The following is a 13,254-nucleotide window of genomic DNA, read 5'->3' as shown; positions in this document are numbered from 1 at the left end:
ATCTCCCACGCAGGTGTGGCGTCGAAGCGCCAGACAACGCGGCTATGTTCACTCCGGAAAGGATCAGACAATGCAGACGGCTCCATCCTCAAGGCAGGATATGGACAGCATTCCGGTCATAGATATCTCGCCTTTCATCCATCAGACCACCGGTAGCGATGCCGTCGTCAAGGCGATCGAGGCCGCCTGTCGCGAAACCGGCTTCTTCCTGATCACCGGACATGGCGTCTCCAAGGAGGCGACCGCGCAGCTTTACAATCTTGCCCGCGATTTCTTTGATGAACCGCAGGACTGGAAGAAGAAGCAGGGTCGAGGAACCTCGTTAAAGGGGGGCGTCGCCTTCTCCCCCATCGCGGATGAGGCGCTGAGCGCCACGCTTGGGATCAAGACGCCGGGTGACTACAAGGAAAGCCTGAATTTCGGGCCACGCCTTCCGGGTGACGCCTGGCCTACGGTCCCACAAGGATTACAGGCGGCTTTCAGCGCCTATTTTGCCGAGATGGAGACGCTCGCAGGGCATCTGCGACGCGCATTCTGCCAGGCGATCGGGCTTGCGCCCGATTACTTCGAGCCGGCCTTTGCCGACCATCTTTCGGCACTCCGCGTCATCAACTATCCCGAACAACAGGAAAGTCCGCTGCCCGGCCAGTTGCGCGCGGGCGTCCATACCGATTACGGCTTCATGACCATTCTGCGCTCGGAAGCATCGCCGGGAGGGCTTCAGGTCCGCAGGCGCGATGGCGAATGGCTGGATGCGCCGAACGTCGAAGGCGCCTATGTCGTCAACATCGCCGATGCCTTCATGCGCTGGACCAATGACGAATGGCTGTCGACGCCGCATCGGGTTGCCAATCCGCCGGGCAGCTTCAAGGGAACGACACGGCGTCAATCCATTCCCTTCTTTGTCAACCCATCGAAAGAGACGCTGATTGAATGCCTGCCGCCCTTTGCGGCAAAGGCGCCGGCGAAATACACGCCGATTACCTACGGAGACTACATCGCGCTGAAGACAAGCCAGGCCTTCAGCAAGTCCTGAGCGCAAGAAGCGAAACATCGCCCGCCGCACAGCACCCACCGACACGCAGTATAACAAGGGGAACCGAAATGATGAACATGAACAGGCGGCAGCTTCTTGCCGGAATGGGCGGCCTTGCCGCTGCAAGCATGATCAGCCTTCCCGCGCGCGCGCAAAGCAAGACGCTCGTGGTGCCGACGCTCGGCGGTGCCTGGGAGCAATTCTGGCGCTCGACGCTGGCGCCCGCATTCACGGCAAAAAGCGGTGCCGCGGTGACACTCGATGCCGGCAACGGCCGTGTCTGGAGCGCCAACCTACGGGCGGCGGGCGCTGAAAACCCGCCCTATTCGATCCTGATGACCAACGAGGCTTTCGCCTCCAGCCTGCGCAAGGAGGGCTTCTTCGAGAAGCTCGATCTGACGAAACTATCGAACTACAACGATCTCTATCCTCTTGCGAAGAAGACGGACGGTTGGGGCGCCGTGGCGATGGTCTCGCCGATCGGCATCGCCTACCGCACCGATATGGTCAAAACCCCGCCGAAGGGGTGGAAGGATCTTTGGGATAATCCGGAATTCAAGGGGCGCATCGGCCTCTACAATTTTGCCAATACGGCCGGCAAGATGGAGCTGATGCTGGCATCGAAGATCTTCGGCAAGGATCAATACGACGTCGATGCCGGCTTCAAGGCGCTGGAAAAGCTGGGACCGGTCATACAGGCGGATTTCAATCTGTCGACGGGCCTTGCAGCGGGTGAATTCGTGGTTGCGCCCTTCGATTTCGGGGAAGTGGCGCGCCTGCGCTCCCAGGGGCTGCCGATCGACGTCGTCGTGCCCGAAGAAGGCATGCTGATGTTCGACCAGACGCTGAATATTCTTGCCCACGCCCCGGAAAAGGAACTCGCTTACCAATATGCCGACTTCCTGCTTTCTCCGGAGGGACAAATACCGCTCATGAAGCAGTTCTTCGTCTCCCCCACCAATTCCAAGGTGGTGGTCCCGGCCGACCTGCAAAAGGACGTGCCGATCTCGGGCGAGGCGATGGACAAGATCCTGACATGGGATTGGAATTTCATGAACCAAAAGCAGGCCGAGTTCTCGGAGAGCTGGGCAAAAGTCATGCGCTAGACGCGCCCTGACGATCCCCTCGCTATATGCCGGCCCGCCATCATGCGGTCCGGCTCTTTTCCCGACATGGTGGCATGGACGCGATCGCCGCCGGCAGAATTTGGAAGATCGATCATGACAGAGGTGAGCATCGAAGCGCTGACCAAGCACTATGGGGCATCTCTTGCGGTCAACGGCATTTCCGTGAAAATCGCAAAGGGTGAGTTCATCTCTCTTCTTGGCCCTTCCGGCTGTGGCAAGACAACCACGCTGAAAATGATAGCCGGCTTCGAGGACGCGACATCAGGCGCGATCCGTTTCGACGGGCAGGACGTCGTGCATGTGCCTGCCGAAAAACGCGACATCGGCATGGTCTTCCAGAACTATGCTCTCTTTCCGCATATGACCGTCGCGCAGAACCTGGCTTTCGGACTGGAGATGCGCCGCAGACCGAAGCGCGAGATCGCCGAGCGTACGGCCCGGGTTCTCGATATGGTGCAGCTCTCCGGCTATGCGGATCGCTATCCGCGCCAGCTTTCCGGCGGACAGCAACAACGTGTCGCGCTTGCCCGAGCGCTGGTGATCGAACCTCGAATTCTCCTTCTCGACGAGCCGCTTGCCAACCTCGACGCCAAGCTGCGCGAGGAGATGCGCGTCTTCATCCGCGACCTTCAGAAGCGCGTTGGCATCACCACCGTTTACGTGACCCACGATCAGGCCGAGGCGATGACTATGTCGGACCGGGTCGTAGTCATGTTTGGCGGGCAGATCGCCCAGTATGGTGCGCCAGCCGATATCTATGATCGGCCGGCGAGCCTGGAAGTCGCGCAGTTCGTGGGGCAGGTCAACATCCTATCCGGCCGGCTGCTCTCCACCGAAGCAAACGATATCTCGGTCATCGATACCGCGCTCGGCACGGTCAGGATCGGCAATATGCCGAAGTCGCCCGATGGAGCCGTGACGCTGGTGTTGCGGCCAGAGGCCGTCGAGCTATTTCCCGAAAGCGCCGGGCAGGCAGGCGCCCCGGCCACCATCACGGCGAGCTATTATTCTGGCAGCCTGATCGACTATCGGCTAGCGCTCGACAGTGGCGGCACCATCAATGTTCAGACCTTCCCCCGCAGCCGCTTCTCTCCGGGCGACCGTGTCACCGTCAAGGTCGATGGCGATCGCTTCTGGGCGCTCGGAGCTGCCGCATGAGCCTTCGAGCAAAATCTCTGAAGCCCGTTGCCTTGATTGCCCCGGCTGTTCTACTGCTCGGCGTCTTCCTTGTATTGCCGTATATCAACATCGTAATCATGAGCCTGCGCAATCCGGGGAACGGCACGCCCTATGCACCCGGCTTCACCCTCTCAAACTATCTCAGGCTCTTTGCCGACAGCTTTTACCTGGAGCAGACCGCAAACACGTTGATGATCGGTTTCATCACCACCTCTGTCTGCCTTCTCCTCGGCTTCCCCGTCGCTTGGCAGCTTGCGAAGACCCAGATGCGTTTTCGTGGCCTGGCCTATGGCCTCGTGCTCTCACCGCTTCTCGTCGGCATCGTCATCCGCAGCTATGGCTGGACGATCCTGCTCGGCAATAATGGCATGATAAACCGCACCCTGATCGGCTTCGGCCTGATCGATCGCCCGCTCGGCCTGATGTACAATTCTCTTGGTATCGTGATTGCCCTGGTGCACGTCTTCCTGCCCTTCATGATCCTTCCGCTCATGAGCGCGCTGCAAGGGATAGACCCGTCGATCGAAGCGGCCGCCCGCTCGCTGGGAGCCGGGCGCGTCACCGCCTTCAGACGAATTGTTCTGCCGCTGGCCATGCCCGGCATACAGGCGGGCTGCATACTGGTCTTTGTTTTGTCGCTCAGCGCCTACGTCACGCCGTCCTTGATCGGCGGCCTGCGTGTGAAGACGATGGCGGTCAGTGTGGTCGATGCCCTTATCGACACGTTTCAATGGCCGTTCGGCTCGGCCATGGCGCTGATGCTGTCTCTCACCGGGGCGATGGTGGTGATGCTGTTTGCCAGGCTCACCCGCATGAAATGGAAGGCCAACTGATGTCCAGGCACCTCCTCACGGGCTATTGCCTGCTGATCTACGCCTTTCTGCTGCTACCGATCCTTGTGGTTGTTGGCGCGTCCTTCAATGCCGGCGCCTTCCTGACGTTCCCGCCACAAGGACTTTCATTTCGCTGGTACGTGGTGTTCTTTCATAATGAGGTCTTCCTCAACGCCATAAAGACATCGCTCTGGGTAGCCGCAGTCTCGACAGTGATCTCCTCGATCATCGGCACGATGGCGGCAATCTTCTATGTCCAGCATGCCGGACGCTGGAAGGAAAGCATCCGGCTCGCGATGCTTCTGCCGCTGCTGCTGCCGGAAGTGCTGACGGCCATCTCGCTGCTGTTCTTCGTCTATTCGATCGGCATGGGCACACGAACGATCGCCGCGATGATCATCGGCCACTGCCTCATTACCCTTCCCTTCGTCTTCATCAATGTTTCGGCGGCGATGGAGTCCTACGACCCAGCCTGGAGCCTAGCGGCCAAAAGCCTCGGTGCCGGACCACTGACGCGGTTTCGCCGCATCATGCTACCGCTGATCAAGCCCGGCGTGATTGGCGGATGCCTGTTCGCCTTCATCATATCCTTCGACACGTTCACCATCTCCTTCATGCTGAAGAACGTGGGAACCGCCACGCTTCCGATCCAGCTCTACGATTATCTGCGCACGAACTTCACGCCCGAGGCCGCCGCCGTGTCGACGGTATCCATCGTACTGACCTTGTTCGTCGTCATCCTGTCGGAGAAAGTCCTGGGGCTTCGCATTCACCGCTTCTGACGTTGCAAAGCCATCCGGTATTTCCTCTTCGTGCCGGAGCGGAACGTATTATTCAAAATGCCGTTATGACGCGCCATATTGCGGAGCAAACGACAGGGCAGCCTGGAGATGTCGAGTCATAAGCTGGGCTGCGTGCTCGCGCTGTCCCGATGCGATAGCATCGAGGATCGCAACGTGCTCCCGGCACCAGTCCTTCACGCGCCGGCGATTGGTGTAGCCACCGAACTCAAGCAATCGCCGCAGCCTGTTCTGCTGCTGGATGGATTGCAGGAAGAAGATATTCCCGCTGAACTCAGCGATCATTTCGTGGAACTGCGCGTCCGTTTCGAACAATTGGCGGGGGTTTATAGACGTGATGTCGGGATGCGCCTCCAGATAGAGGTGCTGAAGACGCGACCGCTCCAAGACGGCAGGGTCGTGGCGAAAGGTGCTGAGCAACAATCCGGCAGGCTCGATCGTGGTGCGAAAGTCGTAGCTGTTGCGCAGGGCTACCTGCGTGTCGAGTGTGGGCAGGAAGGTCCAGCCCCTGCCGCTGTTTCGCGCCAGCAACCCATCATTCACCAGATGGGTGAGCGTTCGCTGCAGGAGAATGCGGTCCACGTCGAAACGACGAGCAATTTCCGACTGCGTGAAGGTTTCCGGGAGTGCGCCGGAAAGGCGGTCTTCCACAATCCGCAAATAGAGATCCTGATCGGCAGTCGTCGGCACCTCCAACTCAACGCGCCGCAGCTCTTCAGGCAATGCCTTCAAGAAAAATCCCTGGTTCTTGCGGGCCTCCACGACACCGTGTTCCACAAGCAACAACAGCGCAGCACGAACCGGTGTTCTCGATACGCCGATCAGATCGCCGAGCTGCTGTTCGCGCAGGTGATGCCCAGGCTCGAAGCGTGCATCCCGGGCGAGATCGAGAATCTGATTTGCAAGGCGATATCGACCTTGACGTGGAGCACTGGCCATTAGGCTTTCCATTTTTGTATAAATTTATGCAGCTAATACAACACTAGAGCCGGCATCAGCAACATGAGTGATCTCATGAAAGTATGAAACTCACGAGTTTCATCTGAAAAACAGTCACTGAGAGACACAGGGGTTGCGCGTGTTCCCTTCTACGATACGGATTCCGGTCAAAATTTCGCCAAAACGCTCATTATTTAGGCCATTCCAAAAATGCCTATTTTTGCGCTTCCATGCTTGACTCTCTCAACGGCAACATTGTACCGTTGTATTAAATCAGAGCAATTATAGCTCGATCAAACAAAAGGGAACTGCCATGCTTCGATCTCTAATGACTGCATTCGCCTTGCCCCTGGTCCTTGCGCAATCCGTCATTGCCGCCGATCTTCCAAAGTCGGGCCTCGTCGAAAACGGGGCCATCACCTACGGCGTTGCGGCGACGTTCGCGCCATTTGAATTCCAGAAGGATGGGGTGCTGTCCGGTTTCGATATCGACCTGATCACAGCGCTGGCCGCAAAACTCAGCGCCAAGCCTGTGCCGATGAACATGGAGTTCAAGGGACTGATCCCGGCGCTTCTCTCCAGCCGGATCGATATCATCAACTCGGCCATGTACATCAATGACAAGCGCTCAGAGCAAGTCGATTTCATCCCCTATATGAAAATCGGCAATCAGGTGATCGTTCAGGCTGGCAATCCGGCCAAGATTACCGGCCGCGACGATACGCTTTGCGGCAAGACGATCGCCGTTACGCTTGGCGGCATTCAGGAAAATCAGGCGCGGGCCGACGATACGCGCTGCAAGGCCAAAGGGCTTTCAGGCGTAACGGTCCTGACGCTGCCGACAGCCCAGGATTCCGCACTGTCGTTGCGGCAGGGGCGAGCCGATGCGGAGTATGATTCGACGCCGGGTGCGGTGGTGCTTCAGGCGGCAGTTCCGGGTGCCTATGAGGTCGTTGGTGGCGAGTTCGAGTCCAACACCAGCATCGGCATTGCCACCCGAAAGGGGGATGCCGCTGTTCAAACCACCATCAAGGCGGCGCTTGCCGAAATCGTTGCTGATGGCACCTACAAGAGCCTGATCGAGAAATGGAAGCTGCCGGCTTCCGTTTCGATCTTCAACTGACGTCCGGCCTGATACCGAAGAGAAGGAGCGGGCATGTCTCTCGAACTCGTTTTCGACTATCTAGTATCGCCCGCTTTTTTCCACGGCGCCGTGCTGACCCTTCTGATCACCATCGTGTCGCTATTCTTCGGGATCATCGTCGGGCTCATCATTGCTCTTTTGCAGGAGACCGAACTGCGCGCCGTCAAGGCGGCGACGCTCGTCTATCTCTGGCTGTTCCGGGGCACGCCCGTCCTGTTCCAGATCATCTTCATCTATAATGTGCTGCCAGGTTTCGGCATTCGCCTCTCGGCTATTCTCAGCGCGGTCCTCGCTTTGTCGCTGAATGAGGGTGCCTACATGGCGGAGATCCTGCGGTCGGGTCTGCATGCGGTCAAAAAAGGACAGAGGACGGCCGGGCTTGCGCTTGGAATGACACGGGCGAGCGTCATGCGTTTCGTCGTGATGCCGCAGGCGGCCCGCATTGTCCTGCCCGCCGTCGGCAATCAGATGATCGGCATGCTGAAGACCAGCGCGCTTGTCTCCGTCGTTGCCGTGGAGGAATTGCTTCTCGTTGCCAATCAGACCGCCAGCGCGAATTTCCGCTATTTCGAGGCGTTGAGCGCGGCCGGCATCTACTATCTGGTGCTGACGACGATCTTCATGGTCTTTCAGTCAATTCTTGAGCGGTCGCTTGACCCGAAACGCGGGCGCCGGGGCAGCGTTCGCAAGCCCTTGAGCCTCATCGCCCCGAAATCTGAGATCCAGTGAGGAAAGACGACATGGCCGCGCCGGACAACAAGCCGCTCCTGGAAATCATCGGCATCGATAAGAGTTTCGGATCAGCACGGATTCTCAAGACCTGTAGCTTGAACGTTTTCCGCAAGCAGACCGTGGTCGTCATCGGTCCGTCCGGATCGGGAAAATCGACATTGCTGCGATGCGTCAACCTGCTGGAGCCGGCGGATGGCGGCAATATCTTCTTCGACGGCATCGATATCACCCGCGACCTCCGCAATGCCTCCAAGGTACGCCGCGATATCGGCATGGTCTTCCAGAATTTCGAGTTGTTCCAACATCTCTCGGCCGCCGAAAACATCATGCTGGCGCCGATGAAGGTCTCGGGCCTCAGCAGGCTCGACGCCCATGACATAGCGATGCAATTGCTCGAAAAGGTCCGCATTCCCGAGAAGGCCGATTTCTTTCCCGATGAATTATCCGGAGGTCAGCAGCAGCGCGTCGCAATCGCCCGGGCGCTCGCCATGAAGCCCAAGCTGATGCTCTACGACGAGCCGACCTCGGCGCTCGATCCGGAAATGATACGCGAGGTTCTGGATGTGATGGCCGATCTCAGCGCCGACGGCATGACCAGTGTCGTCGTCACCCATGAGATGGGCTTTGCCAAGCGCGCCGCCGATCAGATCGTCTTCATGGAAAACGGCGAGGTGATCGAAAACGCGACCAGCGAACAATTCTTCGGCGGAACGGTCAACGACCGAGCCCGCCTGTTTCTAAGTCAGATATTGCACTAGTTGCGGAAGGCAGACATGTCCCATACCCCCGATATCGCGCGCATGAAGCGCGAACTCGCTGAGCTGATCGCCATCAGAACGGAAAATCCGCCGGGCCGAGAGGCTGACGCCGCCGTTTATGTCCGCGATCTGCTTCTGTCCGCCGGCTTTGCGGTCGATGTCGTGGAGTACAAGTCAGGCCGTTTCAATGTCGAAGCGCGACTGGACAATGGGCCGGGACCGGTCTTCGCCTTCAACACCCACATGGATACGGTGCCCGCAGGGGACGGATGGTCGTCCGATCCTTTCACGCTGCGGGAAGTGGACGGCAAGCTCTATGGTCGTGGCGCCTGCGACTGCAAGGGGCCGCTGATATCGATGGTGGAAGCCATGCGCATGCTGGCATCCGACCGCAGCGCATGGTCCGGTACATTGCTCGGTGTTTTCGTTGGTGACGAGGAGATTGCCAGCGAAGGCGCCAAATTCTATGCGGCCGGCAAGCCGAAAATCGATTTTGCCGTGGTGGGCGAGCCGACATCCAACACGACCTTTGCGGCGCATAAGGGAAGTCTCCGGCCCGTTGTCCGCGTCCATGGCCAGGCAGCGCATTCCGGAACGCCACATCTGGGCGAGAACGCCATCTATCGCGCCGGACAACTCCTCTCACTCATCGAGGCCCATCACAACGAGGTGGTACGCGGACGAACGCATCCGCTGGTCGGTGAAGCCAGCCTGACGGTAACGCGCATTTCCGGCGGCCATGCGGACAATGTGGTGCCCTATGCCTGCGATGTCCTGCTGGACCGCAGGATGGTGCCCGGCGAGGCCGAGGCGGCGGTGAAGCAGGAGTTTGCCGATCTGCTGGCGCTCGCCCAAGCGCGTTTCGGCGTTCGGGCCGAGATTATCGACTACAAGGCAACAACGGGCGGCGCGACCGAAACCGCGATCGACAGCGCCATCGTCCAGGCCAGCATGGCTGCTTGCCGGTCTCACGGCATCGCAAATCCCGGCCCCTTCGGCTTTCAGGGCGGCTGCGACCTGGTGCATTTCCGGCAGATCGGCGCGCAAGGCACCGTGATCGGCCCGGGGGATTTGTCCGTGGCCCACAAGCCCGACGAATTCGTTCCTGTCGACGAATTCGTGACAGCCAGCCTGATTTATCGCGATGTCGCCAAATCGATGCTGCGGGCTTGATCGATGCAAGCGTCTCTGCACCGAGCAATGCTGAGATACGGGAGCGGCCTGATGCTGCATACGGCATCATCAGGTCCCGTCGCCGGCCTCGATACGCTTTATCTGTGCTTGCGCGACGGCGATGTGGTGGCGACCGGCGAGGTCCGCATCAATATCGCCTATCTGAACGGCCTCCCGGCGGAAACTGTCCTGGCCGAGGCATTATCGCTCTTCGACCGAATCGACTGGTCGCAGGATGCGGCCGATCTGCTTGCGGACGAGGCAATCTGGGCAGAGGTGAGCGCCCCGGTACGAATGCTGCTGGACATCGCGCTTCACGATCTTCTGGCGCGGCGGCAGGGCGTACCACTTGCGCAATGGCTAGGCGCTGCCGCCACGAGGCCCATTTCACATCCGACGAACCAGACATTGTTCATTTCCACACCGGAGCAATTTCTCGCACAGGCGGACAATTACGTCAGGCGCGGCTTTTGCGACCTGAAGGTCCGGATCGGAGCCGGCGCTTTTGAGGATGATCTGTGGCGGCTTTCGCAGCTGCGCGGTCGTTTCGGTCAGACCATTAAACTCGCGGTCGATGCCAATGGTGCCTGGGGCCGTGATGATGCGGAAACAAAGCTAGCGCGGCTGGCAGAATTCGATCTCGCTTATGTCGAGCAGCCCGTTGCCGCCGGAGATTTCGAGCTCATGCTCAAACTTGCGCGGAAAAGCCCGATGCCGCTGATGCTGGATGAAAGTGTTTCCAGTTTGCGAGACGTGGAGGCTATCGTCGAGGCATCCGGCCGCCTGTGGGCACATCTCAAGCTGGTCAAGCTCGGCGGCATCGCCTCGACGCTGAAGGCAGCGGCGGCCCTTCGCAAAGGCAATATCCCCTTCATGCTCGGGCAGATGAATGAGGGGGCGGTGGCAACGGCCGCGGCCCTGCATCTGGCCTGTGCGACCGGCCCGACATTTGCCGAATTATATGGAGCAGACGGACTGGCGGACGATCCGGCATCCGGCCTCACCTATGCACAGGGCCGAGTGACCGGCACCCAGGCTTCCGGTCTCGGGCTGACGGTTGATCTATCAAAGACAAGTCTCTTGAAGGAGTTCGCAAGATGACGACGGCAGGCACTATCGTACAGGGACAGGAATCCGCCTTCCCGAAAGAGGAATATGAGATCCGGGTTGCGCGCGCGCGTCAAAATCTCGTCGAGGCGGGCATCGAAGCGCTCGTCATCACCGGTCCGGAAAACATCTTCTATCTGACCGGTCAGCAGACACCGGGCTACTATACGTTCCAGGCGCTGCTTCTTCCGGCCGAAGGTGATCCGGTCTTCGTGATCCGGCAGCTCGAATATTTCAACTTCATCGCCAATACCTTCATCGCTGACGCAGAAGTCTATCAGGACGGCGACGAGCCCGTTTCCTTCCTCATGGCACTCATCGAGAAGCGCGGCCTCAGAGGAAAGCGCGTAGCCATCGACAAGAGAGGCTGGTTCCTGCCGATATTCGTCTACGAATCCTTGGTTGAGCGGTTGGGCGTCGTTCATGACGGTGCCGGCGTCATTGAAAAGTTGCGTGCCGTCAAATCTCCGCTGGAAATCGAGAAGCTCGAACGCGCAGCCTCTTATGTCGACGCCGGCATGCGGGCCGGACTTGCGGCCGTCAAGGTCGGCGCCACCGACAACGACCTGGTCGCGGCGATGATGCAGGCAGCGATATCAGCCGGATCGGAATATATGGGAATGGAGCCACTTGTCTCGGTCGGCGCACGCACGGGCGTGCCGCACGGAACCTGGCGGCGCGGCAGGATCGCCGACGGCGACCCCGCCTTTCTCGAAATGGCGGCCTGCCATGACCGCTATCATGCTGCCTTGATGCGATCGGCCTGGATCGGGCCGGCTCCAACGGAGGCAACGGAGATGATGAAGGTTTGCCAGGAGGCGCTGCAGGTCTCGCTCGATACCATCCGTCCGGGCGTGCCCTGCGAGGTTCCACATATGGCCTGCCAGCGGATCATCGATGCGGCCGGCTACACCGATAATTTCCGCAAACGCCTTGGCTATAGCGTCGGGATATCCTTCGCGCCGGACTGGGGCGAAGGAGCCATCCTCAGCCTCAATGCCGGGGTCAAGACGGAACTGCGTCCGGGCATGACCTTCCATTTGCCGCCGGCACTGCGCATTTACGGCCGCTTCACCGTCGGTGTCAGCGAAACGATCGTCGTCACGGACACGGGATATCGTGCGCTTGGAACCGTCAAACGCGATCTGCTGGAAGTCTGAGGCGATGGGAAGGAGCGCGCCATGGGGTTGATCCTCCTCTTGCATGATACGTCCCGCCCTGCCCTCTATGGCGCGGTTGCCGCTGCAATCGCGGCTGCGCGGCAATGCGGCTTCATGCATGTCGAGGCCCGCTTCGATACCAAGCTCCATGCCGATGCCGCGCAGCATGTGATCGCAAGCGGCGGGCTTGGCGCAAGCGGGCTCTGCTGGTTCGAACGGCTTTCGGGCAAGCAGGTGCCGCCCGTCGCCACGCCGGAGATCATTCTCGATGCTGCTCGGATGCAGGACGTGGTGGTGCCGATCCATCCGGCCTTTCTGGTTGATCAAGACCTGCCGGCGGCACTCTCGTCTGCTGCCCAGGCCCTTGGAATAGAGGTGAAAGCGATCGCCGTTCGCGAGGACGCCGATCGCTTTTTCGACGCAGCGACGCAGGAGGTCCTTGCCCTGCGGGATCGTTTCGGGCGGATTGGGTTGGGCGCACCTCACGTCTATGAGGGCGATGGCCTGACGATCGGCCTTATCGGTGCGGAAAGCGATCATCGCGACGTCTACCCGGCAGCGCTGGCAAGTCTCGCCGACGCGGCAGACAGCCTTTCCATTCCGATCGATGTGCGCTTCATCGATCCGGTGGATATCAACCAGTTCGAAGATCCTAACATTTTCAACGGCCTGTCGGGCATTCTGCTTCCCGGTGGAGCGGACATGAAAAACGTAGCCGGCCAGACCGCGGCCGCCGCCTTAAGCCTGGAAACCGGCCTGCCGACGGTTGGACTGTGCCTCGGCATGCAGACGATGGCGACAGCCGTGGCGTGGCGTGCCTTTGGTCGCAGCACGGCCAATCTGGCAGAGGCGAACCCGGATGCCCCGATCAAGACCTTCGTGCCGATGGCCGGTGCTCGGGACCCCGATGGGAATGTCCTGCCGATCCATAGGACTGGCGATCAAAGGATCGACATCGCTTCTTGCACGCAGTTTTCAGGAATCGTTGGTTCAGAGCGTCAAATCCGCTGCAATCATCGCTTTCGATTGAACCCGGCTCTACTACCGGATCTTGAAGCCGCCGGGCTTCGCGTTGCCGCGTCCAGCTCTGCAGGCGCCATTGTCGATGCCATCGAAGTGCCTGGGCACTCCTTCTTCATCGGTATGCAGGGACATCCCGAATTGTCATCGAGAGCCGAGATGCCCTATTCGTTGCTCGTGGCATTTCTAGAATCAGCCGCCAAGCGGCATCCATCGTCAACATCATAGCGATTACCGTCACTCAAA

The 13,254-nt window shown here is 59.5% G+C and carries 13 protein-coding genes; 12 read left to right on the top strand and 1 reads right to left on the bottom strand.

All coding sequences use genetic code 11. The annotated features are described in order from the left end of the window. Positions 1 to 70: 70 nt before the first annotated feature. From AC1RO0_RS15115 to AC1RO0_RS15095, 5 genes are all read left to right on the top strand, one after another. On the top strand, positions 71 to 1,036 hold the full coding sequence (locus AC1RO0_RS15115) for an isopenicillin N synthase family dioxygenase (protein WP_498593706.1): 966 nt from the start codon (positions 71 to 73) through the stop codon (positions 1,034 to 1,036). 68 nt (positions 1,037 to 1,104) lie between these two features. Then, a complete protein-coding gene (locus AC1RO0_RS15110; RefSeq protein WP_498593705.1) occupies positions 1,105 to 2,142 on the top strand; it encodes an ABC transporter substrate-binding protein in 1,038 nt (345 codons plus the stop codon). 114 nt (positions 2,143 to 2,256) lie between these two features. Continuing rightward, on the top strand, positions 2,257 to 3,321 hold the full coding sequence (locus tag AC1RO0_RS15105) for an ABC transporter ATP-binding protein (RefSeq protein ID WP_498593704.1): 1,065 nt from the start codon (positions 2,257 to 2,259) through the stop codon (positions 3,319 to 3,321). Continuing rightward, positions 3,318 to 4,175: an ABC transporter permease gene (locus AC1RO0_RS15100; protein ID WP_498593703.1), complete on the top strand. Its 858-nt coding sequence runs from the start codon at positions 3,318 to 3,320 to the stop codon at positions 4,173 to 4,175. The genes AC1RO0_RS15105 and AC1RO0_RS15100 overlap by 4 nt, the downstream gene beginning before the upstream one ends. Then, the gene (locus AC1RO0_RS15095) at positions 4,175 to 4,957 is read left to right on the top strand and encodes an ABC transporter permease (protein WP_498593702.1); all 783 of its coding nucleotides are present in this window, start codon (positions 4,175 to 4,177) and stop codon (positions 4,955 to 4,957) included. Before AC1RO0_RS15100 ends, AC1RO0_RS15095 begins: the two co-directional genes overlap by 1 nt. Positions 4,958 to 5,020: 63 nt before the next feature. Here AC1RO0_RS15095 and AC1RO0_RS15090 read toward each other — a convergent pair whose 3' ends face one another. Then, positions 5,021 to 5,914 carry a GntR family transcriptional regulator gene (locus AC1RO0_RS15090; protein ID WP_498593701.1) on the bottom strand — a complete coding sequence of 298 codons (894 nt, stop codon included), beginning with the start codon at positions 5,912 to 5,914 and terminating at the stop codon, positions 5,021 to 5,023. 313 nt (positions 5,915 to 6,227) lie between these two features. Here AC1RO0_RS15090 and AC1RO0_RS15085 point away from each other — a divergent pair, with 313 nt between their 5' ends. From AC1RO0_RS15085 to AC1RO0_RS15055, 7 genes are read left to right on the top strand one after another with little or no spacing between them, the layout of a single operon-like run. Then, complete coding sequence (locus AC1RO0_RS15085; protein ID WP_498593700.1) at positions 6,228 to 7,037, top strand: ABC transporter substrate-binding protein; 810 nt, start codon at positions 6,228 to 6,230, stop codon at positions 7,035 to 7,037. A gap of 33 nt (positions 7,038 to 7,070) precedes the next feature. Further along, positions 7,071 to 7,787 (top strand): amino acid ABC transporter permease, encoded by a 717-nt coding sequence (locus AC1RO0_RS15080; RefSeq protein WP_498593699.1) that lies wholly within the window; start codon positions 7,071 to 7,073, stop codon positions 7,785 to 7,787. A gap of 11 nt (positions 7,788 to 7,798) precedes the next feature. Beyond that, the gene (locus AC1RO0_RS15075) at positions 7,799 to 8,548 is read left to right on the top strand and encodes an amino acid ABC transporter ATP-binding protein (RefSeq protein ID WP_498593698.1); all 750 of its coding nucleotides are present in this window, start codon (positions 7,799 to 7,801) and stop codon (positions 8,546 to 8,548) included. Positions 8,549 to 8,563: 15 nt separating this feature from the next. After that, positions 8,564 to 9,721, top strand: a complete 1,158-nt coding sequence (locus AC1RO0_RS15070; RefSeq protein ID WP_498593697.1) for a M20 family metallopeptidase — start codon at positions 8,564 to 8,566, stop codon at positions 9,719 to 9,721. Between the two features lie 51 nt (positions 9,722 to 9,772). Further along, on the top strand, positions 9,773 to 10,822 hold the full coding sequence (locus AC1RO0_RS15065; RefSeq protein WP_498593696.1) for a mandelate racemase/muconate lactonizing enzyme family protein: 1,050 nt from the start codon (positions 9,773 to 9,775) through the stop codon (positions 10,820 to 10,822). After that, entirely contained in the window at positions 10,819 to 11,988 is a 1,170-nt protein-coding gene (locus AC1RO0_RS15060) for a M24 family metallopeptidase (protein ID WP_498593694.1), read from the top strand. The genes AC1RO0_RS15065 and AC1RO0_RS15060 overlap by 4 nt, the downstream gene beginning before the upstream one ends. Before the next feature lie 21 nt (positions 11,989 to 12,009). Then, a complete protein-coding gene (locus AC1RO0_RS15055; RefSeq protein ID WP_498593693.1) occupies positions 12,010 to 13,236 on the top strand; it encodes a glutamine amidotransferase-related protein in 1,227 nt (408 codons plus the stop codon). Positions 13,237 to 13,254 lie beyond the last annotated feature (18 nt).

The organism is Rhizobium sp. GW821-FHT14E12 (genome assembly GCF_058803745.1).
Note: the sequence above shows the minus strand (reverse complement) of the source record. Positions and strands in the feature narration are given on the sequence as shown.